The organism is Mesorhizobium qingshengii (assembly GCF_900103325.1).
Classification (GTDB): Bacteria; Pseudomonadota; Alphaproteobacteria; order Rhizobiales; family Rhizobiaceae; genus Mesorhizobium; species Mesorhizobium qingshengii.
In genome coordinates, this window is record NZ_FMXM01000020.1 from 79,685 (window position 1) to 101,073 (window position 21,389).

Annotated in this window: 25 protein-coding genes; 12 read left to right on the forward strand and 13 right to left on the reverse strand. The window is 63.3% G+C overall.

Annotated elements, in window-relative coordinates; translation table 11 throughout:
- Positions 1–25 precede the first annotated feature (25 nt).
- The 7 genes from BLS48_RS26120 to BLS48_RS26150 all read right to left on the reverse strand — a co-directional run bounded on the left by BLS48_RS26120 (position 26) and on the right by BLS48_RS26150 (position 7,557).
- Positions 26–1,117 carry a 3-deoxy-7-phosphoheptulonate synthase gene (locus BLS48_RS26120; RefSeq protein ID WP_091584132.1) on the reverse strand — a complete coding sequence of 364 codons (1,092 nt, stop codon included), beginning with the start codon at positions 1,115–1,117 and terminating at the stop codon, positions 26–28.
- Positions 1,118–1,314: 197 nt separating this feature from the next.
- The gene (locus BLS48_RS26125; protein WP_091584134.1) at positions 1,315–2,109 is read right to left on the reverse strand and encodes an SDR family oxidoreductase; all 795 of its coding nucleotides are present in this window, start codon (positions 2,107–2,109) and stop codon (positions 1,315–1,317) included.
- Between the two features lie 37 nt (positions 2,110–2,146).
- The gene (gene iolG / locus BLS48_RS26130; RefSeq protein WP_091584137.1) at positions 2,147–3,148 is read right to left on the reverse strand and encodes an inositol 2-dehydrogenase; all 1,002 of its coding nucleotides are present in this window, start codon (positions 3,146–3,148) and stop codon (positions 2,147–2,149) included.
- Positions 3,149–3,261: 113 nt separating this feature from the next.
- Positions 3,262–4,029 (reverse strand): ATP-binding cassette domain-containing protein, encoded by a 768-nt coding sequence (locus BLS48_RS26135; protein WP_091584139.1) that lies wholly within the window; start codon positions 4,027–4,029, stop codon positions 3,262–3,264.
- Between the two features lie 2 nt (positions 4,030–4,031).
- Entirely contained in the window at positions 4,032–5,108 is a 1,077-nt protein-coding gene (locus tag BLS48_RS26140) for an ABC transporter permease (protein ID WP_091584142.1), read from the reverse strand.
- Positions 5,109–5,208: 100 nt separating this feature from the next.
- Entirely contained in the window at positions 5,209–6,150 is a 942-nt protein-coding gene (locus BLS48_RS26145) for a sugar ABC transporter substrate-binding protein (protein ID WP_091584145.1), read from the reverse strand.
- 375 nt (positions 6,151–6,525) lie between these two features.
- Positions 6,526–7,557: a LacI family DNA-binding transcriptional regulator gene (locus BLS48_RS26150; protein ID WP_091584147.1), complete on the reverse strand. Its 1,032-nt coding sequence runs from the start codon at positions 7,555–7,557 to the stop codon at positions 6,526–6,528.
- 168 nt (positions 7,558–7,725) lie between these two features.
- On the opposite strand from BLS48_RS26150, the gene BLS48_RS26155 reads away from it, so the two are divergent.
- From BLS48_RS26155 to BLS48_RS26165, 3 genes are read left to right on the forward strand one after another with little or no spacing between them, the layout of a single operon-like run.
- Positions 7,726–8,817 (forward strand): fatty acid desaturase family protein, encoded by a 1,092-nt coding sequence (locus BLS48_RS26155; RefSeq protein WP_091584151.1) that lies wholly within the window; start codon positions 7,726–7,728, stop codon positions 8,815–8,817.
- Between the two features lie 31 nt (positions 8,818–8,848).
- Complete coding sequence (locus BLS48_RS26160) at positions 8,849–9,163, forward strand: MocE family 2Fe-2S type ferredoxin (RefSeq protein ID WP_091584154.1); 315 nt, start codon at positions 8,849–8,851, stop codon at positions 9,161–9,163.
- Positions 9,160–10,398, forward strand: a complete 1,239-nt coding sequence (locus BLS48_RS26165) for an NAD(P)/FAD-dependent oxidoreductase (protein WP_167365253.1) — start codon at positions 9,160–9,162, stop codon at positions 10,396–10,398. Before BLS48_RS26160 ends, BLS48_RS26165 begins: the two co-directional genes overlap by 4 nt.
- A 14-nt stretch (positions 10,399–10,412) precedes the next feature.
- Here the strand turns inward: BLS48_RS26165 and BLS48_RS26170 are convergent, their stop codons facing one another.
- From BLS48_RS26170 to hslV, 5 genes are all read right to left on the reverse strand, one after another.
- Positions 10,413–11,372 carry a DUF1402 family protein gene (locus BLS48_RS26170; protein ID WP_091584157.1) on the reverse strand — a complete coding sequence of 320 codons (960 nt, stop codon included), beginning with the start codon at positions 11,370–11,372 and terminating at the stop codon, positions 10,413–10,415.
- A 173-nt stretch (positions 11,373–11,545) separates the two neighbouring features.
- Entirely contained in the window at positions 11,546–12,856 is a 1,311-nt protein-coding gene (hslU, locus tag BLS48_RS26175) for an ATP-dependent protease ATPase subunit HslU (RefSeq protein WP_091584160.1), read from the reverse strand.
- A gap of 4 nt (positions 12,857–12,860) precedes the next feature.
- The gene (locus tag BLS48_RS26180) at positions 12,861–13,466 is read right to left on the reverse strand and encodes a DUF2585 domain-containing protein (protein WP_091584163.1); all 606 of its coding nucleotides are present in this window, start codon (positions 13,464–13,466) and stop codon (positions 12,861–12,863) included.
- A 3-nt stretch (positions 13,467–13,469) separates the two neighbouring features.
- On the reverse strand, positions 13,470–13,997 hold the full coding sequence (locus BLS48_RS26185; RefSeq protein ID WP_091584166.1) for a GNAT family N-acetyltransferase: 528 nt from the start codon (positions 13,995–13,997) through the stop codon (positions 13,470–13,472).
- A complete protein-coding gene (hslV, locus tag BLS48_RS26190; RefSeq protein ID WP_091584168.1) occupies positions 13,987–14,538 on the reverse strand; it encodes an ATP-dependent protease subunit HslV in 552 nt (183 codons plus the stop codon). The genes BLS48_RS26185 and hslV overlap by 11 nt, the downstream gene beginning before the upstream one ends.
- 243 nt (positions 14,539–14,781) lie before the next feature.
- On the opposite strand from hslV, the gene hisB reads away from it, so the two are divergent.
- The 9 genes from hisB to coaA all read left to right on the forward strand — a co-directional run bounded on the left by hisB (position 14,782) and on the right by coaA (position 20,567).
- Positions 14,782–15,381 carry an imidazoleglycerol-phosphate dehydratase HisB gene (hisB, locus tag BLS48_RS26195; protein WP_091584171.1) on the forward strand — a complete coding sequence of 200 codons (600 nt, stop codon included), beginning with the start codon at positions 14,782–14,784 and terminating at the stop codon, positions 15,379–15,381.
- Positions 15,382–15,385: 4 nt separating this feature from the next.
- On the forward strand, positions 15,386–15,862 hold the full coding sequence (locus tag BLS48_RS26200) for a DUF2628 domain-containing protein (protein WP_091584174.1): 477 nt from the start codon (positions 15,386–15,388) through the stop codon (positions 15,860–15,862).
- Between the two features lies 1 nt (position 15,863).
- Entirely contained in the window at positions 15,864–16,514 is a 651-nt protein-coding gene (gene hisH, locus BLS48_RS26205; RefSeq protein ID WP_091584177.1) for an imidazole glycerol phosphate synthase subunit HisH, read from the forward strand.
- Positions 16,515–16,519: 5 nt separating this feature from the next.
- Complete coding sequence (locus BLS48_RS26210; RefSeq protein ID WP_091584180.1) at positions 16,520–16,810, forward strand: DUF1330 domain-containing protein; 291 nt, start codon at positions 16,520–16,522, stop codon at positions 16,808–16,810.
- 4 nt (positions 16,811–16,814) lie between these two features.
- Positions 16,815–17,564 carry a 1-(5-phosphoribosyl)-5-[(5-phosphoribosylamino)methylideneamino]imidazole-4-carboxamide isomerase gene (gene hisA / locus BLS48_RS26215; RefSeq protein ID WP_091584182.1) on the forward strand — a complete coding sequence of 250 codons (750 nt, stop codon included), beginning with the start codon at positions 16,815–16,817 and terminating at the stop codon, positions 17,562–17,564.
- Complete coding sequence (locus BLS48_RS26220) at positions 17,561–18,397, forward strand: arginase family protein (protein ID WP_091584185.1); 837 nt, start codon at positions 17,561–17,563, stop codon at positions 18,395–18,397. The genes hisA and BLS48_RS26220 overlap by 4 nt, the downstream gene beginning before the upstream one ends.
- Positions 18,394–19,188, forward strand: a complete 795-nt coding sequence (gene hisF / locus BLS48_RS26225; RefSeq protein WP_167365254.1) for an imidazole glycerol phosphate synthase subunit HisF — start codon at positions 18,394–18,396, stop codon at positions 19,186–19,188. The genes BLS48_RS26220 and hisF overlap by 4 nt, the downstream gene beginning before the upstream one ends.
- Positions 19,189–19,259: 71 nt before the next feature.
- Positions 19,260–19,583 (forward strand): phosphoribosyl-ATP diphosphatase, encoded by a 324-nt coding sequence (locus BLS48_RS26230; RefSeq protein ID WP_091584190.1) that lies wholly within the window; start codon positions 19,260–19,262, stop codon positions 19,581–19,583.
- 24 nt (positions 19,584–19,607) lie between these two features.
- A complete protein-coding gene (gene coaA, locus BLS48_RS26235) occupies positions 19,608–20,567 on the forward strand; it encodes a type I pantothenate kinase (protein ID WP_091584193.1) in 960 nt (319 codons plus the stop codon).
- Between the two features lie 113 nt (positions 20,568–20,680).
- Here coaA and BLS48_RS26240 read toward each other — a convergent pair whose 3' ends face one another.
- On the reverse strand, positions 20,681–21,328 hold the full coding sequence (locus BLS48_RS26240) for an alpha-ketoglutarate-dependent dioxygenase AlkB family protein (RefSeq protein WP_091584293.1): 648 nt from the start codon (positions 21,326–21,328) through the stop codon (positions 20,681–20,683).
- Between the last annotated feature and the right edge of the window lie 61 nt (positions 21,329–21,389).

Below are 21,389 nucleotides of genomic sequence, written 5' to 3' on the forward strand. Positions count from 1 at the left end.
AGAAGGTGTTGCCGATGTGCCTTTCTCAGGCGGCTCCCTGACGGCTCTCCATCATGGCGCGGCGCGCCGACCGGCGCCACTCGACGGCGCCGGCAAGGCCGTGCAGCACCGTCTCGGTGGTCGCCCAGTCGATGCAGCCGTCGGTGATGCTCTGGCCATAGACGAGCGGCTTGCCGGGCACGACGTCCTGCCGGCCGGCGACGAGATTGCTCTCGATCATGACGCCGATGATGCGTTCGTCGCCCGCCCCGACCTGGCCCGCGACATCGGCCGCCACCTTTGGCTGGTTCTCGGGCTTCTTGCTTGAGTTGGCGTGGCTGACGTCGACCATCAAACGGGGTGCGACGCCGATGCGGCCGAGTTCCACGCTGGCGGCCTCGACGCTCGCCGCATCATAGTTGGGCTGAACGCCGCCGCGCAGGATGACGTGACAGTCCTCGTTGCCGGTGGTGGTCGCGATGCCACTGCGCCCGCCCTTGGTCACCGCCATGAAATGATGCGGCTGGGCGGCGGATTTCACCGCTTCGGCGGCGATCCGCAGATTGCCGTCGGTGCCGTTCTTGAAGCCGACCGGGCAGGACAGGCCGGATGCAAGTTCGCGGTGGATCTGGCTCTCGGTCGTGCGCGCGCCGATCGCGCCCCAGGCGACGAGGTCGGCAATGTATTGCGGGGTGGTCATGTCGAGGAACTCGGTCGCCGCCGGCAGGCCGAGATTGTTGACGGCGGAGAGCACGTTGCGCGCCATCCTGAGCCCCTTGTCGATGTTGAAGCTGCCGTCCAGGTCGGGATCGTTGATCAGGCCTTTCCAGCCGACCGTCGTGCGCGGCTTTTCGAAATAGACGCGCATCACGATTTCCAGTCGATCCGCCAGGCTCTCGCGCAGCGCCGCCAGACGGCTGGCATAGTCAACGGCGGCGACCGGATCGTGGATCGAACAAGGCCCAACGACGACGAGCAGCCGATCGTCGGTACCGTTCAAAATAGCGTGGATCGCGTTGCGTGACGCGCTGACGGTGCGCGTCGCCGTCAGCGTGCGCGGTATCTCCCGCATCACCTGGTCCGGCGTACTCAATTCCCTGATTTCCTTGACCCGAAGATCATCTGTGGTGGTCAACACGGCTTTCTGCTCCTGTTAGGAGACCTGCCGGCTGAAACAAAAAAGCCGCCAGGTCTGGCGGCTTGTCGGATCTTGATGCTGCAATCTTCAGATCGAGCGCAATCCTCCCGCCGCCAGCGAGCTCCTAAAGTACCAATACGTGGCGGTCAGGTTGATCATGCGGTTCATATAGTCGAAGCCGAAGCGTTTGTCACGCCCTACTCACCGACCACCCCGGCAATATTCTGGTCGTAGTCGACGAGCGACCCGGTCATGACGCCGGCCTGCGGGCTGATCATGTAGGTGATCAGCCGGGCAAGCTGCGCCGGCTTCACCAACTGGCCCATCGGCTGCGCGGCCTCGGCCTTTTCCAGCCAGTCGTCGGTCGCGCCGTGCCATTTCTTCTGCACGATGTCCTCGCCCTCTGTGTCCATCCAGCCGGGCAGCACGGCGTTGCAGCGGATGCGATTGCGCCGGTAGGCACTTGCGACATTCTTGGTCAGCGTCATCAGCGCACCCTTGCTCGACGAATAGGGTGCGAGGAACGACTGGCCGGCATGCGCCGACATCGACAGCACGTTGACGATCGAACCCGGCGCCTTGCGCTCCAACAGATGCGCCACAAGCCCTTGCATGAGGAAGAAGGGGCCGCGCACATTGGTGTTGAAAATCTGGTCGAAGACGTCCTCGGAGGTTTCGACCAGCGAACCACGCGCCGACGTGGCGGCGGCATTGACCAGCGCATTGACGGTGCCGAAATGCGAGATCGCGGTTGCGACGGCGCGCTTGCAATCGGCCACCTTGGCGACGTCGGCGCCGATGAAGATCGCATCGACGCCTGACTTCTTGAGGGCGGCAGCGGCCTTGTCGCCCTTCTCCTGCGAGCGCCCCACAAGCGCCAGCGCCCGGCAGCCCTCGTCGGCCAGGGCCTCGGCGACGGCGAAGCCGATGCCTTGCGCGCCGCCGGTGACGATGGCGTGCGTTTCTGAATTGCGACCGGCGGAACCGTTCATCGCTCTGCTCCTGTGCTTTGGGTCCGGATACCGGTTCTTACTTTGCCGTGTCGAGGCGGACGGTCTTGCCCGATGTGGCTGATTTCAGCGCAGCGTCAGCCAGTTTCAGCGCCACGAGCCCGTCGGCGCCGCTTGGCGCCGCCTTCTTGCCCGAGGTCGCCGCGGTGATGAAGGCGGCGATCTCATTGGCATAGGCGTCGAGATAGCGCGTCATGAAGAAGTCGTGCAGCGGCGGGCGCGTATAGCCCTTCTCGTTGGCCAGTTCGATCGACACCGGCCGCTGGTTCTCGGCCGCGATCATGCCTTTGGAACCATGCACCTCGATGCGCTGGTCGTAGCCATAGGTGGCGCGGCGCGAGTTGGAGATGATGGCCTGCTTGCCGGAAGCGGTTTCCAGGATGACACTGACACTGTCGAAATCGCCGGCCGCGCCAATCTTCTTGTCGACCAGCACCGAGGCATGCGCGCTGACCGCCACCGGTTCCTCGCCGAGCAGGAAGCGCGCCATGTCGAAGTCATGGATGGTCATGTCGCGGAAGATGCCGCCCGAGCGCTTGATGTAGTCGATCGGCGGCGCGCCCGGATCGCGCGAGGTGATGGTGACCATCTCGACGGTGCCGATGGCGCCGTCGTCGATCGCCTTGCGCACGGCGGCGAAGTGCGGATCGAAGCGGCGGTTGAAGCCGACCATCAGCGTTGCCTTGGTCTTCTCGACCACGGCCAGGCACTTCTCGACGCGCTTGACGTTGAGGTCGATCGGCTTCTCGCAGAAGATCGCCTTGCCGGCCTTGGCGAAGCGCTCGATCAAATCGGCATGGGTGTCGGTCGGCGTGCAGATGACGACGGCGTCGATGTCCTCGGATTTCTCGATGGCGTCGATCGTACGCACTTCGGCGCCATAGGCCGTTGCCAGTTCCTTTGCCGCCTTCTCGAACGCATCGGCAACGGCGACCAGTTTGGCCTGCGGGTTGGAGCCGACGGCGCGGGCGTGGACCTTGCCGATGCGGCCGGCACCGAGGAGGGCGAAGCGGAGAGTCATGGAATGTCCTTTGAGGATGGTTCGAAACTGTCGGCGCCGGTCATGGGCGCGGGTGATTTTCCGGTCAAGACGACATCGACAGGGAGGCGATGACCACCGCCTCCGCGCCCGGCCTAGGCCGCGAGTTCCGCCTCTCCGGTCTTGGCGCCGGTGATGTAGGAGACGACATCCTGCCCGTCGGTGTCTTGCTTGCGCAGATTGGCGACGATGCGGCCGCGGCGGAAGACGACGATGCGGTCGCAGAGGTCGAACACCTGGCGCATGTTGTGGCTGATCAGGATCAGCGGCTCGCCATTGTCCTTCAGCGTGCGGATGATGTTTTCGACCTGTGCCGTTTCCTGCACGCCGAGTGCCGCCGTCGGCTCGTCCATGATGATCAGCTTGGAGGCGAAGGTCGCGGTCCTGGCGATCGCCACGCACTGGCGCTGGCCGCCCGACATGTGGCGGATGGTGTTGGACAGATTGGGGATCTTCACCGCCGTGCGGATCAGTGCCGCTTCGGTCGCCTTGCGCATGTACTTGCGGTCGAGGATCGAGAACGGCCCGAGATTGAACAGCACCTTTTCGCGGCCGAGGAACAGGTTCGACGGCACGTCGAGATCGTCGGCCAGCGCCAGGTTCTGGAACACGGTCTCGATGCCCGCCGTGCGCGCCTCGATCGGGCCGGCAAAATTCACTTCCTTGCCGTCGAACCAGATCTGGCCGCTGGTGCGTTGTTCGACGGCGGTGATCTGGCGCACGAAGGTCGACTTGCCGGCGCCATTGTCGCCCATGATGGCGACATGTTCGCCCTTGCGCAGCTCGAAGTTCGCGCCTTCCAGCGCATGCACGCCGCCATAGCGCTTGGTCAGGTTTTCGGTCTTCAGGACGATGTCTGACATGGTCAAGCCCTCAATGCCCGCAGGCGTTGGCGCCATTGGTCGAGTACGACCGCACCGACGATGATCACGCCCTTGACCATCTCCTGGTAGTAGGCGTCGAGGCGCAGGAAGGTGAAGCCGGAGATGATGACGCCGAAGATCAGCGAGCCGATCACCGTGCCGATGATCGAGCCGCGGCCGCCCGACAGCGAAACGCCGCCGATGACCGCCATGGCGATCGCGTCGAGTTCGTACATCACGCCCATGCCGGACTGGGCGGTAAGGTTCTTGGAGCTCAGCACCACGGCGGCGAGCGCGGCAAGCACGCCGGCAATGACGTAGACGAGGATCTTGTGGTTGGCGATCTTGATGCCGGACATGCGCGCGGCGTCCTCGTTGGAGCCGATCGCATAACAGTGCTTGCCATACCTGGTGTAGGTCATGATCAGCTGGAACAGCACGGCCAGCGACAGGAAGATGATGACGGGCATCAGGCCCTTGCCGATCGCGGCGAAACTGTCGGTGGGAAATGAGATCGGCTGCCCCTTGGACCACCATTTGGCGATGCCGCGCGCGGTGACCATCATGCCGAGCGTGGCGATGAACGGCGGGATGCGCGTGTAGGCGATCAACGAGCCGTTGACCAGGCCGGCGAGCAGCCCGCAACCGATCGCCACCAGCACCGGCACGATGACAGGCAGGTCGGTCCAGCCTTGCGCCAGGAACATCGCCTTGGGGTTGGGGTTGCCGTTTACCGTCGCCACCTGGGCGAAACTCATGGCGATCATCGCGGTCGCGCCGACGATGGAGCCCGAGGACAGGTCGATGCCACCGCAAATGATCACTTGCGTCACGCCGATGGCGATGATGCCGACGATCGACACTTGCAGGATGATGATCTGCAGGCGCGCCTCGTTGAAGATCCCTGAGACATCGCTGCGGGTGTTGAACAGGAAGCTGTCGCCGAGAAAGATTCGGCCGATCAGTTCGAAGACGACAATGAGGATGACAAGCGCCAGGAAAACGTTGAACTCGGCCGGCCAGGCGCGCTTCTTCGCATCGTAGCTGAGTCCTCCGACGCCGTGAGATGTCTGTGCCAAATCGTCTATCCTCCGTCAGCCGTGGTCGCCCCTCCTTGCCTTGCTGGCGTCGAGGGAAGAAGAGCGGCGCTGTGAGAGCGCCGCTCCGTATGCCCGCTGCTCAGTTCTTCTTCAGGAACTTGTCGATGTTCGCAGGGGTCACCAGCTGGAAGGGGACGTAGACCTTGTGCTCGACCTTCTCGCCCTTGGCCAGCTTGAGCGCTGCATCGAGAGCACCCGCGCCCTGGCCGGCCGCGTCCTGGAACACGGTTGCGTCGAGGTCGCCCGCCTGCATGGCGGCAAGCGCGTCCTGGGTGGCATCGACACCGCCGACGACGACCGACTTCATGTCGACGTTGGCGGCCTTCATCGCCTGGATGGCGCCGATGGCGCTTTCGTCATTGTTGGCGATCACGCCATCGAACGGCTTGCCGGTCGACAGCCAGTTGGTCATCAGGTTCTGGGCTTCGTCGCGGTTCCAGTTCGACGTCTGCTTGTCGATGATCTTGATGAAGCTGCAATCCGGCGTGGCGATCACTTCTTCGATGTCCTTGGTGCGCTGCACGGCGGCCTGGTTCGACAGCTCGCCCATGATCACATAGACGTTGGCTTCCTTCTTGCCGGCTTCCTTGAACAGGCGGCAGACTTCCTTGGTCTCGAGCGTGCCGGAATCGGCCTCGTTCGAGGCAACGAATGCCTGGTTGTCCGGCAGCGTGTCCACGTTGACCGGCTCGCGATTGACATAGACCAGCGGAATCTTGGCGGCGGCCGCGGCATCGGACATCGCCTGCGTAGCCGAGGTGTCGACCGGGTTGACGATGATCGCATCGACCCCCGAAGCGGCGAAGTTCTTGATCTGGTCAAGCTGCTTGGCAACGTCGTTCTGCGCGTCCTCGACCTGCAGCTCGACGCCGCTCATGCCCTTGGCCTGCGCGATCATCCCATTGCGCAGCACGGTCAGGAAGTTGTCGTCGAACTTGGCCATCGATACGCCGATCTTGGCGGCCATGGCGGATGAACTCATCAGCGCCGCGAAAGCGACGCCCAAAAGCAGTTTCTTCATTGTATCTCTCCTCCACTCTTGGTGTCCGGCTGCACCGATCTATCCGGAATCCCCGATATCCCGGGGAATCTCTCCCGATTGCCATTTCCGTCCCGGGTGACGCCTTCCAATTTGCTGGAACGTCGAACCCTCTGTTTGAAATCGATGTTACCGGAACGAAAGAACCAAAATATACTGCTAGTGAAATATTTATTCCATTTTACGCCAAGGCGTCAAGGGCGATTCCAGAACCGGATGCGCGATTTTCGGGTGACGGGTGCTTGCCGCCAAGCCGGACACCGACGATCGGCGATGTTCTCGCGACGTCGCTTCGCTGCTGCTCCGTTTGAAAGACGAAGCGGCAGGCGTCTCAGCCCATCTCGAAGATCGAGACCCCTAGATATTCTCGGGCAGATAGATGTCGAACGGCAGGAAGGTCTGGCCCGGTGCGTTCGCGGCGCCCGTCTCGATGGCATGTGCCATGAGGTCGACTAGTTCCCGGCAAAGCGCTGCAAGTGGCGTGGATATGACCATGGTCAGGATGTTATCCGCCAGGGCGGAACGCGATACCGCTGTGATCTCGTTGCAGATGACCGCGGGCATCTCGGCCGGCCTTGCCTGCCGGAGCGCCGCGACCGCGCCCTCCATGCCGCCGCCGGCAACATAGAGGCCGGCGAGGTCGGGGTGGCGGCCCAGAAGCTCGATGATGGTGTCATGCGTGATCTGGTTGGCTTCCAGGTTGACCAGCGTTTCAAGCAAGGTGAATTCCGGTGCCTGCTCGCGAAAGAAGGAACGAAAGCCGATCTCGCGCAGTTCATGGCCGTGGAAGCGGTGGCTGCCGACGAACAGGGCGACCTTGCCCGGCCGCCTGGCGGCCTTCGAGATCATCCATGCCGCGGTGCGGCCGACCTTGCGGTTATCGAGGCCGACATAGCCCTCGCGAATGCCGGCGGCAAAATCGGACAGCAGGGAAAACACCGGCAGTCCTTTCGCCTTCATCTCCTCGACCGCGACGGTCAAGGTGGGGTGATCCGGTCCGACCAGGGCGACGGCCCTGCATTTGGCCGCCAGCTTGCGCGCGCGCTCGACGATTTCGTCGGGCGCCAGCGAGTCCGCGAAATCGATGGTGGCGACTCCGCGAAAGCGCTGCGATCGCGACACGGCGAGTTCAAGCTCGCGTGCAAACTCGCTGTAGAAGACATAATTGCCCCTGAGCAGCAGGAAGCCGAGCCGATACTCGGGCAACTCATGACGCATGCGCTGCTTGATCAGGCCAGCGGCGTGGTAGCCGATCTCGGTCGCCGCCTCGTAGACGCGACGCGCCGTTTCCTCGCGCACCGGCAACCGGCTGTTGAGTACGCGGTCCACCGTGGCGACACTGACGCCGGAGATGCGCGCCAGATCAGTGATGGTCGGCCGTTTCGCCATGCTTGCCTCATGGAATTGTTCAACAGCCTTCCTACATCGTTCTGATAGGAAATGATAGAAACTATCTTTGTGATGTTGAGTCTATCATGCGTCGGCGCTATTTTCACGCCTGAAGCTAATGGAGATAGGCATTCGTCTTGGCGGGTGCTTTGCCATGGGGAGGCAACCATGCCCACAATGCCGTCCCGGCGTGACTACAGCCTGATCGGCCGCGACGCTAAGCTTGCCGTCGAGACAGGCCTGTCGGCGGCCGAATGGTATCACACGGAGATTCCGCGCAAGCAGATGAAGGAGCTGATGCAGCGCTCCGACGGGCCGGCGATCCGCGATACGCTGATCTGGCTCGCCGCGCTGTTCATCAGTGGTGCCGGCGGCGCCTGGTTCTGGGGTACCTGGTGGTGCGTGCCGTTCTTCTTCGTCTACGGCGTCCTCTATGGCTCTTCCACCGATTCACGCTGGCACGAATGCGGCCACGGCACGGCGTTCCGGACGCAGTGGATGAATGATGCGGTCTATCAGGTCGCCTGCTTCATGATCATGCGCAATCCGGTGACCTGGCGCTGGAGCCACGCGCGTCATCACACCGACACCATCATCGTCGGCCGTGACCCGGAAATATCCGTCATGCGGCCGCCGGATCTGGCTCGCGCCGTCCTCGGCTTTGTCGGCGTGCTCGACGCCTGGCATGCGATGAGCGACATGCTGCGCAATGCCGCCGGCAACATCAGTGCGGCGGAAAAGACCTTCATTCCCGAGCAGGAGCAGCCAAAGGCGATCCGCATTGCCCGCATCTGGACGGCGATCTATGCCGCGACGATCGCGCTGGCGCTCTACACGGGCTCGTTCCTGCCCTTGATGCTGGTCGGCCTGCCCAGGCTCTATGGCGCCTGGCATCACGTCATGGTCGGTCTGCTGCAGCACGGCGGGCTGGCCGACAACGTTACCGATCACCGGCTCAACAGCCGCACCGTCTACATGAACCCGATCAGCCGTTTCATCTACTGGAACATGAACTACCATATCGAGCATCACATGTTTCCGATGGTGCCCTATCATGCGCTGCCGAAGCTGCATGAACTGATCAAGCACGACCTGCCGGCGCCGACCCCGTCGATCCTGGCCGGCTACCGCGAGATGATTCCTGCCTTCCTGCGCCAGCTGCGCAACGAGGACTATTTCCTCAAGCGCGAACTGCCGCCGACCGCCAGGCCATACCGCCAGGAATTCCACGACGATGCCGTCGCCGCCGCGGCGGAATGATCTGACTATCCGATTTCCAGGAGAGGACTGAATGAGCGACTGGGTTGCGGCCTGCGCCGCCGGCGATATCGACGAAGAGGACGTGATGCGCTTCGATCATGGTGGCCGCACCTTCGCCATCTATCGCAGCCCGGACGACGAATACTTTGCCACCGACGGCCTTTGCACGCATGAAAAGGTGCATCTGGCCGACGGGCTGGTGATGGATGACATCATCGAATGCCCCAAGCACAATGGCCGCTTCAACTACAAGACGGGTGACGCCCGCGGCGCGCCGGTCTGCGTCAACCTCAGGACCTATCCGGTCAAAGTCGACGCCGGCAAAGTCCTGGTTCAGATCGGATGATGGCGATGGCGCGCGGAATGGTCATCGTTGGGGCCGGCGAATGCGGTGGCCGGGCAGCATTGGCGCTGCGCGATCTCGGTTATGAGGGGCCGGTGACGCTGGTCGGTGATGAACCGCATCCGCCCTATGAACGCCCGCCGCTGTCCAAGGACGCGATGGTCAGCGACGCGCCTGAAATCAGGGCGATTGCCAGCGACGAGGTGCTGGCCGAGAAATCGATCCGGCATATCCACTCCGTCCAAGCCGTGGCGATCGATCGCGAGGCGCATAAAGTGCGCCTGTCGGACGGCTCGGTCCTGCCTTACGACAAGCTCTTGCTGGCAACCGGCTCGACGCCGCGCAAACTGCCGATGCCGGGATTAGGTCGCCGCTGCGTCTATCTCCGCACCTTCGCCGATGCGCTGGCCATTCGCGCCCATCTGCGCGCTGGCAGGCGTGTCGCTATCGTCGGCGGCGGCTTCATCGGTCTTGAGCTCGCGGCCGCTGCCCGCAAGCTCGGCGCGGCGGTCACCGTCATCGAGGCGCAGCCGCGCATCCTGATGCGCGGCGTGCCGGCCGAGATCGCTGAAATCATCCATGATGCGCATGTCGCCGAGGGCGTCGATATCCTGTGCTGCGACGGCATTGCTTCCATCGCCGACGACGGCAACGAGGTGCGCGTGACGCTTGCCGGCGGACGAGAGATCGTTGCCGATCTCGCCATCATCGGCATCGGCGCCGTGCCGGTGACCGGGCTTGCGGCCGAAGCCGGCCTGGTGATCGACAACGGCATCGCTGTCGACGCCGAGCTGCGCACCGGCGATCCCGATATCTTTGCCGCCGGCGATTGCTGCTCGTTCCCGCTCGCCGTCTATGGCGGCCGCCGGGTGCGGCTGGAAGCCTGGCGCAACGCCCAGGAGCAGGGCGCGCTGGCGGCCAGAAACATGCTGGGCGCCGGCGAGGCGCATGCGGCGGTGCCGTGGTTCTGGTCGGATCAGTATGGCCTGAGCCTTCAGATTGCCGGACTCGCCGACGAAGGGCGCAGCATCGTGCGCCGCGATCTCGGCGACGGCGCCTTCATCCTCTTCCACCTCGCCGAGGACGGCAGGCTGGTGGCGGCCAGCGGCATCGGCCCCGGCAACGCGGTCGCCCGCGACATCAGGCTGGCCGAAATGCTAATCGCCAAGCGGGCGCAGCCGGCGCCGGAAGCGCTCGGTTCTCAGGCCATCAAGCTGAAGTCGTTGCTGGCCGCCTGAGCCCATACGGAGCCCTAAAACAGCGCCCTCAGCTCCGGCAGCTTGTCGTTGACCAGCCAGCCATAATAGTTCTCTTCCGGCAGCTTTTCGGGCTCGCCGGCGGCGCGGCGCCTGTCGTTTTCCGCCTTCAGCGCATAAGCGCGCTGCTCCGGATTGCCGACATTGTAGAGCGTGGCGGTCAGCCCCGGATTGCCCGAAATGTCGAAGCCGGCAATGCTCTTGTAGGCGTCGATCGACTTCCTGATCGTCGCGGCGACGTAAGGCAGCGTCAGGTCGGGATCCATGATGGTCTTGTAGACGGAATTGGGATCGGCGACGTCGAGCTTGGGCAGGCCTGAAACCTTGTGCACGAGATCGCTCATCTGCAGCGCCGTCAAAGGGTTGAGCTGGCCGAGGCCGAAGGTCTGGCCGGCATAATAGGGCTGGAAGAAGGTGGCGCCGAAACGATCGTCGGGAAAGCTCTCCCCGCCAACGCTCTTGCCGCGGAACGAATGGTTCCACACCTGCTCGCGGCATTCCCACAGATCGTAGCTGTCCGACATCCCGGCGCATTTCTTGAATTCCGGCCGCTGCACGAAATCGGTGATGTCTTCGCCGTCATAGGCGAAGGACAGCTTGCTCGACAGATAGGAGATCGCCTTGACGTAATAGGTCTGCAGCCGGTCATAGGCGTCGACATTGTAGGTGTGCTCGCCGACAATGGCGCCGACGATGTGCAGGGGATCGATGCCGTAGGCGGCGGCGGCCTTCTTGATCTTGCCGCGCAGGTCGGCGTCGTTCTGCAGCAGGGCGTAGACCTTGCGGTACTTCGCCTGGAAGGTGGTGTTGGTGGCTTGCGTGCGCCGGCTCGAGGCGCCCGGAATGTCGGGCTGCTCGGCATTGCGGTTTCCCGCCGGCACCAATGTCGCCGCCTCGACCGCGAACAGCGTCGTCGCCAGCGTCAAGCCGAGAATGAGCAGGATCAGTTTTTTCATGCGCCGCCGCCTAGAGAATTGCCGCGCAAACTAGGTAAAGCTCTTGGTCGAGTCGAGAGCGCCCCTGCACACGGCAAGAAGAAAGGTGACCAGATGGTACCATCTGGCCACACATGATTGAGCCGCCGGAACGCGTTGCCTGAACCGGCGCCGGAGCAGCCCGGCGCCGTTCTTTAAAGAATAAATCGCGACAAATCTGTGTTTCTGGACAGGTCGCCGACATGCTTTTCGACATAGGCGGCGTCGATTGTCACCGCGGTGCCATTGCGATCCGGCGCGTCGTAGGAGATTTCGTCCAGCACCCGCTCCATCACCGTCTGCAGCCTCCGGGCGCCGATGTTCTCGACGCTGGCATTGAGGTCGACGGCGATACCGGCCAGTGAATCGATGGCGTCGTCGGTGAAGGACAGCTCGACACCCTCGGTCTTCATCAGCGCGATATACTGCTTGATCAGGCTCGCCTCGGTCTCGGTCAGGATGCGGACGAAATCGTCCTTCTCCAGCGCGCGCAGCTCGACCCGGATCGGCAGGCGGCCTTGCAACTCCGGCAACAGGTCGGACGGCTTCGAGACATGGAACGCGCCGGAGGCGATGAATAGGATATGGTCGGTCTTCACCGGCCCATACTTGGTCGCCACCGTGGTGCCCTCGACCAGCGGCAGCAGGTCGCGCTGCACGCCTTCGCGTGACGGGCCGCCCGAAATGTCTGATCTGGCCGCGATCTTGTCGATCTCGTCGAGGAAGACGATGCCGTCATTCTCGGTGGCGTCGAGCGCCAGTCGCACCACTTCGTCCTGGTCGAGCAGCTTGTCGGACTCGTCGCCGACCAGCAGCCCGTAGGACTCCTTGACCGTCGTCTTGCGCGTCTTGGTCTTCTTGCCGCCCATCGCCTTCGACAGCATGTCGTTGATGTTCAGCACGCCGATGTTGGCGCCCGGCATGCCGGGAATCTCGAAGCCGGGCATGCCGCCATTGCCGGTGTCGGCAACCTCGATCTCGATTTCCTTGTCGTCGAGCTCGCCGTCGCGCAGCTTCTTGCGGAAGCTGTCGCGGGTGGCCGGGCTCGCCGTCTTCCCGACGAGCGCTTCCAGCACGCGTTCCTCGGCGTTGATGTGGGCGCGCGCCTTGACGTCCTCGCGCATCTTCTCGCGCACCAGCCCGATGGCGATCTCGACAAGGTCGCGGATGATCTGCTCGACGTCACGGCCAACATAGCCGACTTCGGTGAACTTGGTCGCCTCGACCTTGACGAAAGGCGCGCCGGCGAGGCGCGCCAGGCGGCGCGAAATCTCGGTCTTGCCGACGCCGGTCGGCCCGATCATCAGGATGTTCTTCGGCATCACCTCTTCGCGCATCTGGCCTTCCAGCTGCTGGCGGCGCCAGCGGTTGCGCAAGGCGATGGCCACGGCGCGCTTGGCGTCCTTCTGGCCAATGATGAAGCGGTCGAGTTCCGAAACGATTTCGCGGGGAGAGAATGTGCTCATATCACTAAATTCCACTTTGCCACTGCTTGATGGCCTCGAACGGATGCAGCAGCATGATCACGTTGAGTGTCAGATTGTCCCGGATGAGATAGCCGGTACCGAGTTCGAAGAGGATGGCGAGGCTGACGATCACCCATATAGGTAGCCTTCGCGCCATCACAAATCCCAGCACCATGGCCAGTGTGTCGGACACCGAATTGATGATGCTGTCGCCGTAATAATCGAGCGAGATGGTGCCGGAGCGGTAGCGGTCGATGATGAACGGGCTGTTCTCGAGCAGCTCCCAGCCGCCCTCGACAAGGACGGCAAATGCCAGCCTCAGTCCGATCGGTGACCGCGGGAACAGGTATCGCGCCAGCGCGTAGAACAGGAAGCCGTGGATGATGTGCGAGAACGTGTACCAGTCCGAAATGTGCTGGGAGTTCTCGGAACTGTTCACCACGCCGTGCCACAGCTTGACGTAACCGCAGGTGCAGATCGGCGGGTGGCCCATCAGGTAGAGCGTGACGGCCTGGACAATGACCAGGCCAAGCACGATCAGAAGTCCCATTCGCCAGCTGTTCTCGTAGGCCGAGAGGTCTTTGTCCTCGCTGGATACGGATGCGTTCATGCCCTATTGTCCCTCTTCCGCGTCACTCTCGTCGGCGTCGATCGCCATCAGCACGACGTCACCATAGACTGATTGCCGCCGATCAATGGCCTGGAACCCCGCCTTTTCATAGGCGCGGATGGCTCGACCGTTGGCGGGATCGGGGTCGATGATGACGCGCGGAACGCCTTCCTCGAACAGGTGTTCGACGAACTTGCGCACGATTGCCGAACCATGGCCGATGCCGACCAGCTCGGGCCGGCCGATCGACAGGTCGATGCCGAGCGTGCCGAACGGCTGGTCGGCATAGGGGTGGTCGTCTTCCAGATGCGGATCGTAGCTCTGCAGATAGCCGATCGGCTTGCCGTCGAGCTCCACGATCAGCGGCTCGACGGAAATCGAGTCGATATGTTCGCGTATCTCGGCGATTTCCGTCTCGGGATCGTTCCACCACTGCGCGACATGCGGCTCGGCGAGCCAGCCGGCGATCATCGGCAGGTCTTTCTCGGTCACCGGCCGAAAATCGTAGAGCACCACCTTCTCAGGCGGCATCGAGCGTTTCGATGACGAAATTGTTGTTGGTGTAGACACAGATGTCGGATGCGATCTGCATCGCCTTGCGGGCGATCTCCTCGGCGTCCTTGTCGGTGTCCATCAGCGCGCGTGCCGCGGCCAGCGCGTAATTGCCGCCCGAACCAATGGCCATGACGCCATATTCAGGTTCGAGCACATCGCCGGTGCCGGTCAGCGCCAGCGAGATCGACTTGTCGGCAACCAGCATCATCGCTTCCAGCCGGCGCAGATAGCGGTCGGTGCGCCAGTCCTTGGCGAGCTCGACGCAGGCGCGCGTCAACTGGTCGGGATATTGTTCGAGCTTGGCTTCGAGCCGTTCCAGAAGCGTGAAGGCGTCGGCGGTGGCGCCGGCGAAACCGGCAATCACATTGCCGTCCTTGCCGATGCGGCGCACCTTGCGTGCATTGCCCTTCATGATGGTCTGGCCAAGGCTGACCTGGCCGTCGCCGGCGATCACCACCTTGTTGCCCTTGCGCACCGTCACGATGGTCGTGGCGTGCATGGTCAGTTCATTCGACATTCTTGGCTCCGATTCGCGCGATCCCAAAAGGCGATTGGCGCGGTACGAGTAACTTTGATCGGCCATATGTATGCATGGGGCAAACGATTGCAAATCGCCTCTCCGGCAAGGCCGATACCTTTCCGCATGGCAACTGGCAATCGCCGGATCATGCTGATAGAAGGCTTTCGTTTTCAAGCCTGCGAGCGCTTGGAGCCCGTGAACCGGTCACGATGTGTGAACCTCTGGGACAAGGATAGAGTGATGGCGCCCCGTTCCGCCGAAGCAAGCCGCAAGACCAAGGAAACCGACATCTCCGTGTCGGTCCATGTCGACGGCTCGGGCAAGTCGGACATCGCCACGGGTGTCGGCTTCTTCGACCACATGCTGGATCAGCTCTCCCGCCACTCGCTGATCGACATGACCGTCAGGGCGAAGGGCGACCTGCATATCGACGACCATCATACCGTCGAGGATACCGGCATCGCACTCGGCCAGGCGCTGGCCAAGGCGCTGGGCGAGCGGCGCGGCATCATGCGCTACGCCTCGATCGACCTTGCTATGGACGAGACGCTGACGCGCGCCGCGATCGACGTGTCCGGCCGCCCATTCCTGGTCTGGAACGTTTCGTTCTCGTCGCCGAAGATAGGCACGTTCGACACCGAGCTGGTGCGTGAATTCTTCCAGGCGCTGGCGCAGAATGCCGGCATCACGCTGCATGTCACCAACCACTATGGCGCCAACAACCACCATATCGCCGAGACCTGCTTCAAGGCGGTGGCGCGCGCGCTGCGCGCCGCTCTGGAACGCGACCCGCGCCAGCCGGACGCGGTTCCCTCCACCAAGGGATCGTTGAAGGGATAGCGTCATGGCCACCTATGTCGTCATGGAACCGCCCGGCCGCACTGAAAAGGTCGACGCAACGGCCTTTGTCCGCGATGGCTTCACCTGGCTCGGTTTCCTGCTGCTGCCATTGTGGCTTGCATGGCACCGGCTGTGGATCGAAGCAGCACTCGCCTTCGTCGTCATGGGCCTGCTTTCGATGCTTGGCGAAAAGCTCGGCCTTGGGCTGGCCGGCTCGCTGCTGTCACTGCTGGTTTCGCTGTATGTCGGGCTGGAAGGACAGGGGCTGCGCATCGCGGCGCTTCGCCGCCGCGGCTGGCACGAATGGGGCGTGGTCGAGGCCGGTTGGCTCAATGATGCCGATATACGCTACGCGCTGGAAGCCGATGCGCTTGCCGGTGAGGTTGCGCCGCCGCCGCGCATGGTTCCGGATGCCGCCCGGGCGCGCCCGGCACAGCCGGGCATGGCGCTGGGGCTGACCCACATTCCGGGACGAAGCTGACATGCGGGTTGCGATCATCGATTACGGGTCGGGCAATCTGCGCTCGGCCACCAAGGCTTTCGAGCGCGCTGCGCGCGAAGCCGGCATTGCCGCCGACATCGACCTGACCGCCGATGCCGAACGGGTACGCACGGCCGATCGCATCGTCCTGCCCGGCGTGGGCGCCTATGCCGATTGCGCCGCCGGACTGCGTGCCGTCGCCGGCATGTGGGAAGCGGTCGAGGAAGTCGCTATTCGAAAGGGCCGGCCCTTCCTCGGCATCTGCGTCGGCATGCAGCTGATGTCGCAGCGTGGCCTGGAAAAGACCGTTACCAATGGCTTTGGCTGGATTGCCGGCGACGTCAAGGAGATCACGCCGGCCGACCCGTCCCTGAAGATCCCGCAGATCGGCTGGAACACGATCGAGCTCAAGCGCCAGCATCCGCTGTTTTCCGGCATTCCGACCGGGCCCAACGGACTGCACGCCTATTTCGTCCATTCCTATCATCTCGATGCACGCAAGCCCGAGGAGGTTCTGGCGGTTGCAGACTATGGCGGACCGGTGACGGCCACCGTCGCCCGCGACAATCTGGTCGGTACCCAGTTCCATCCCGAAAAGAGCCAGGCGCTGGGCCTGGCGCTGATCACCAACTTCCTGCGCTGGAGGCCCTGAAGAACATGAGCAAGAAGGGCTACTGGATGGCGATGATCGATGTCCGCGACCCGGAGGTGTACAAGCAGTACATCGAGGCAAATGCCGTTGCCTTCGCGAAATACGGTGCGAAATTCCCCGTGCGGGCCGGTCGCTACGAGAATCCGGAAGGACCGACCGGAAACCGCCACGTGCTGGTTGAGTTCGACTCCTACGACAAGGCGGTCGAATGCTATCATTCGCCGGAATATCAGCAGGCCTCGAAGTTCCGGCTTGCCGCCTCGACCGGCCATTTCGTCATCGTTGAAGGCGCCTGAACGGATGATTCTTTTCCCCGCCATCGACCTCAAGGACGGCCAATGCGTGCGCCTGAAGCACGGCGACATGGCGACCGCGACGATCTACAATGACGATCCGGCGGCCCAGGCGCTGGCCTTCGAGAGACAGGGCTTCGAATGGCTGCACGTCGTCGACCTCAACGGCGCGTTCCAGGGCCAGAGCGTCAACAGCGCGGCGGTCGGCGCCATCCTCAAGGCAACGAAGAACCCGGTGCAGCTCGGCGGCGGCATCCGCACGCTGGAGCAGATCGAGGACTGGCTCGATCGCGGGCTCGCCCGCGTCATCCTTGGCACGGTGGCGGTGCGCGATCCCGACCTGGTCAAACAGGCCTGCAAGGCTTTTCCGGGCAAGGTGGCCGTCGGTATCGACGCCAAGGGCGGCAAGGTCGCTGTCGAGGGCTGGGCCGAGGCGTCCAGCCTCGGCGTCATCGAACTGGCGAAGAAATTCGAGGGCGCCGGCGTCGCCGCCATCATCTACACCGACATCGACCGCGACGGCGTGCTGACCGGCATCAACTGGGACGCCACGATCGACCTCGCCGACGCCGTGTCGATCCCCGTCATCGCTTCCGGCGGCCTCGCTTCGATCGCCGACATCGTGCGCATGACCATGCCCGACGCAAAAAAGCTCGAAGGTGCGATTTCCGGTCGTGCGCTCTATGACGGCCGCATCGATCCGGCCGAGGCGCTGGCAATCCTGCAGGGCAGGACGGCGACGGAGACGCGGTCGTGAAGCTCTCCATCATCCTGGCGTCCTATGACAGCGGTCACTACCATGGCGGCATGGGCCAGGGCCCGGACGCGTTGATATCGGGCGGTCTCGTCGACGCCCTGACCATGGCCGGTCACGACGTCGCGGTCGAGGACATCGGCAAGGTCGGCGACAACCAGGAGCGCGAGATCGTCACCGGCTTCGCCGTCTGCAACGCGGTTGCGACCGAGGTTCGCCTTGCCCGTGACATCGGCCGGTTTCCCATCGTTCTCGCCGGAAATTGCCTGACCAGTGCCGGTGCGGTCGCCGGCGAGGGCGCCGATGCGATCATCTGGGCCGACCAGCATGGCGACCTCAACACGCCCGAGACATCCATATACGGCTTCCTCGACGGCATGGCGCTGGCGACGGTGCTTGGCCTGTGCTGGCGGCCGATGGCAGCCGCCATTCCCGGCTTCAAGCCGATCGACCCCGCACGCTGCGTGCTCGTCAACGCGCGCGACCTCGATCCGTCGGAAAAGCAGCTTCTCCAGACATTGCCGGTCATTCGGACGGAATGTCCCGGAGCGGCCCAGGCAACCGAAAAGCTGAAGGCCGCCGGCGCCAAACGCGTGCACATGCATCTCGACCTTGACGTGCACGACCCGAAAGAACTGCAGGCCAACCGCTATGTCAGTCCAGGCGGGCCCAGCCCCGAACAGTTGCGCGACGCGGCTTGTGCCATGGCGCTTGCGGTGCCGGTCGTCGGCATCACCATTTCAGCCTACGATCCGGCCTTCGACGCGCAAGCGGATGTTCCGCCGCAAGTCGGTCAATTGCTCAACGATCTCATCGCAACGATAGAGGGAAGGTGATGCTGAAAGCCCGTGTCATCCCCTGTCTCGACGTCAAGAACGGCCGTGTCGTCAAGGGCGTCAACTTCGTCGATCTCATCGACGCCGGCGATCCGGTCGAGGCGGCCAAGGCCTATGACGCGGCCGGTGCCGACGAGCTCTGCTTCCTCGATATCACCGCTTCATCCGACAATCGCGAGACCATCTTCGACGTCGTCGCCCGCACCGCCGAACAATGCTTCATGCCGCTGACCGTCGGCGGCGGCGTGCGCCAGGTCGCCGATATCAGGAAGCTGCTGCTGGCCGGGGCCGACAAGGTGTCGATCAATACGGCGGCCGTGAAAAGCCCGGATTTCGTCGCCGAGGCGGCCGACAAGTTCGGCAACCAGTGCATCGTCGTCGCCATCGACGCCAAGAAAGTGTCAGGCGCCGGCGAGGCCGACCGTTGGGAGATATTCACCCATGGCGGTCGTGAAAAGACCGGCATCGATGCGGTTGAATTCGCTCAGCTTATGGTCGATCGCGGCGCCGGCGAGATCCTGTTGACGTCGATGGATCGTGACGGCACCAAGGCCGGCTACGACATCGCGCTCACCCGTGCGGTCGCGGATGCGGTGCGCGCGCCGGTCATCGCGTCCGGCGGCGTCGGCACGCTCGATCACATGGTCGAAGGCATTCGCGATGGTCATGCCGGCGCGGTTCTGGCGGCTTCCATCTTCCATTTCGGCACCTACACGATAGCGCAGGCCAAGGCCCATATGGCCGCCGCGGGGCTGCCGATGCGGCTGGACTCCCCCGGTAATCGGCCTTAAAGCATGATCCCGGAAAGTGGGAACCGGTTTTCGGAAAAGATCATGCTTAAACAAGCAGATAGATGACGCCAATGACCGAGTTTTCACTGTCCGATCTGGAAAAAATCGTCTGGGAACGCGCCCATTCCGGTGACCCGGACTCGTGGACGGCGAAACTGTTCGCGCGCGGCATCGACAAGGCGGCGCAGAAGCTCGGCGAGGAGGCGGTCGAGACGGTGATCGCCGCCGTCAAGGGCGACAAACAGGCCCTCGTTTCGGAAAGCGCCGATCTTATATATCATTGGCTCGTCGTTCTCGGCCTCTCGGAGGTTCCGCTGAGCGACGTGCTCAAGGAGCTTGAAAGCCGCACCGGGCGTTCGGGCATCGCCGAGAAGGCGTCACGGCCCAAGGGCTGATCGCGAGGGAGGGCAGGTATCTCGATGGATCAGCTCGCGCCAACCGAGAAATATTCCCCCTTTCGTTTCTTCTCAGCCGAGCAATGGTCGCAATTCCGCGCCGACACGCCGCTGACGCTGAGCGCGGATGAATTCCGCCGCCTGCGTTCGCTCAACGACCCAATCGACCTCGAAGAGGTCAAGCGCATCTACCTGTCGCTGTCGCGGCTTTTGTCGGCGCATGTCGAAGCGAGCCAGCTTCTGTTCAGGCAGCGCCAAGTCTTCTTCAATGCGCAGGATATCGTCAAGACGCCCTTCATCATCGGCATTGCCGGTTCCGTCGCGGTCGGCAAGTCGACCACGGCGCGCGTGCTGAAGGAGCTGCTGGCGCGCTGGCCCTCAAGCCCCAAGGTCGATCTCATCACCACCGACGGTTTTCTGCTGCCCAATGAGGTCCTGCGGCGCGAAAACCTGATGGAACGCAAGGGCTTTCCCGACAGCTACGATGTCGGCGCGCTGCTGCGCTTCCTGTCGGGCATCAAGTCGGCGCTGCCCAATGTCCGCGCGCCGGTCTATTCGCATCTCACCTATGACGTCATTCCCGGCGAGTTCGTCACCATCGACCGGCCGGACATCCTGATTTTCGAAGGCATCAATGTCCTGCAGCCGGGCAAGCTGCCGCAGGACGGCAAGATCGTGCCCTTCCTGTCCGACTTTTTCGACTTTGCCATCTACATCGATGCCGAGGAAGAACTGATCCACCAGTGGTACATCTCGCGCTTCATGCGGCTGCGCGAGACCGCCTTCCGCAACCCGGACTCCTTCTTCCATCGCTATTCGCAGCTCTCGGAGGATTCGGCGCGCGCCATCGCCGAAGGCTTGTGGACCAACATCAATCTGAAGAACCTGCGCGAGAACATCCTGCCGACGCGGGCGCGCGCCGACCTCATCCTGCGCAAGGGCGCCGACCATCTGGTCGAGGAAGTGGCGCTGCGCAAACTCTAGTGGCCGGCGTTCAGCCATCAGATTGGAACGCCCTTGCCTGCTGGCTGCTGGAAACTCAGCGATACCAGCTGGTCTGGATGCACGACCTTGCCAGCCTTGATGGCGCCCGGGCCTTAGATCGGCTTATGCGGAGAAGGGTCGTCATCCTCCGGCTTTGTCACTCGTCGTAACGTCAGATTGATCCTGCCGCCATTTTTCAGCAGCGCCGAAGTCGAGGGGTAGATGCGGTCGACGCCGTGAAAGCACAGCCGCCCTTCGCCACCGAGCACCACGACGTCGCCGCTTTGCAGCCTGAACGACTTCGTGGCGCCGTCACGCGTCGTCTGGCCGACCCGGAACAGGCAATCGTCGCCCAGCGAGACAGAGACGACCGGCGCCGAGAAATCGGCCTCGTCGCGGTCCTGGTGCAGGCCCATTTTTGCATCGGGCGCATAGAAATTGACCAGGCACGCTTCCGGCGGATGCCGATAGCCCGACACTTGCCGCCACAGCTCGAGCAGCCCGTCCGGGATTGGCGGCCATGGCGTCCCGGTCACCGGATGTGTCGGCTGGTAGCGGTAGCCGCGTTCCTTGTCGGTGACCCAGCCGAGCGGGCCGCAATTGGTCATGCGCACGCTCATCTCCTTGCCGGTGCGTGGCATGGCCGGCACGAACAGGGGTGCTGCCTGCACGATGCTTCTTACATTCTCGACCAGCGCTTCCTGTACGGCGCGCGACAGGTAACCGGGCATGTGGCGGACGCCTTTGGGCAGGACGAGCATGGCTTCGGTCAATCAATCCGTCTGATGTGGCGACAAGCGAGATTGCCACGGGGACCCGCAA

Bases quoted from the DNA above. Each gene is read 5' to 3' on its own strand.
- BLS48_RS26165 (WP_167365253.1), top strand. From the start codon at position 9,160: ATGATGGCGATGGCGCGCGGAATGGTCATCGTTGGGGCCGGCGAATGC.
- BLS48_RS26160 (WP_091584154.1), top strand. From the start codon at position 8,849: ATGAGCGACTGGGTTGCGGCCTGCGCCGCCGGCGATATCGACGAAGAG.
- BLS48_RS26185 (WP_091584166.1), bottom strand. From the start codon at position 13,997: ATGCCGCCTGAGAAGGTGGTGCTCTACGATTTTCGGCCGGTGACCGAG.
- iolG (WP_091584137.1), bottom strand. From the start codon at position 3,148: ATGACTCTCCGCTTCGCCCTCCTCGGTGCCGGCCGCATCGGCAAGGTC.
- BLS48_RS26170 (WP_091584157.1), bottom strand. From the start codon at position 11,372: ATGAAAAAACTGATCCTGCTCATTCTCGGCTTGACGCTGGCGACGACG.
- BLS48_RS26230 (WP_091584190.1), top strand. From the start codon at position 19,260: ATGACCGAGTTTTCACTGTCCGATCTGGAAAAAATCGTCTGGGAACGC.
- hisB (WP_091584171.1), top strand. From the start codon at position 14,782: ATGGCGCCCCGTTCCGCCGAAGCAAGCCGCAAGACCAAGGAAACCGAC.
- BLS48_RS26125 (WP_091584134.1), bottom strand. From the start codon at position 2,109: ATGAACGGTTCCGCCGGTCGCAATTCAGAAACGCACGCCATCGTCACC.
- BLS48_RS26145 (WP_091584145.1), bottom strand. From the start codon at position 6,150: ATGAAGAAACTGCTTTTGGGCGTCGCTTTCGCGGCGCTGATGAGTTCA.
- hslU (WP_091584160.1), bottom strand. From the start codon at position 12,856: ATGAGCACATTCTCTCCCCGCGAAATCGTTTCGGAACTCGACCGCTTC.
- BLS48_RS26240 (WP_091584293.1), bottom strand. From the start codon at position 21,328: ATGCTCGTCCTGCCCAAAGGCGTCCGCCACATGCCCGGTTACCTGTCG.
- hisA (WP_091584182.1), top strand. From the start codon at position 16,815: ATGATTCTTTTCCCCGCCATCGACCTCAAGGACGGCCAATGCGTGCGC.
- BLS48_RS26200 (WP_091584174.1), top strand. From the start codon at position 15,386: ATGGCCACCTATGTCGTCATGGAACCGCCCGGCCGCACTGAAAAGGTC.
- hisH (WP_091584177.1), top strand. From the start codon at position 15,864: ATGCGGGTTGCGATCATCGATTACGGGTCGGGCAATCTGCGCTCGGCC.
- hslV (WP_091584168.1), bottom strand. From the start codon at position 14,538: ATGTCGAATGAACTGACCATGCACGCCACGACCATCGTGACGGTGCGC.
- BLS48_RS26150 (WP_091584147.1), bottom strand. From the start codon at position 7,557: ATGGCGAAACGGCCGACCATCACTGATCTGGCGCGCATCTCCGGCGTC.
- coaA (WP_091584193.1), top strand. From the start codon at position 19,608: ATGGATCAGCTCGCGCCAACCGAGAAATATTCCCCCTTTCGTTTCTTC.
- BLS48_RS26210 (WP_091584180.1), top strand. From the start codon at position 16,520: ATGAGCAAGAAGGGCTACTGGATGGCGATGATCGATGTCCGCGACCCG.
- BLS48_RS26135 (WP_091584139.1), bottom strand. From the start codon at position 4,029: ATGTCAGACATCGTCCTGAAGACCGAAAACCTGACCAAGCGCTATGGC.
- BLS48_RS26180 (WP_091584163.1), bottom strand. From the start codon at position 13,466: ATGAACGCATCCGTATCCAGCGAGGACAAAGACCTCTCGGCCTACGAG.
- BLS48_RS26155 (WP_091584151.1), top strand. From the start codon at position 7,726: ATGCCCACAATGCCGTCCCGGCGTGACTACAGCCTGATCGGCCGCGAC.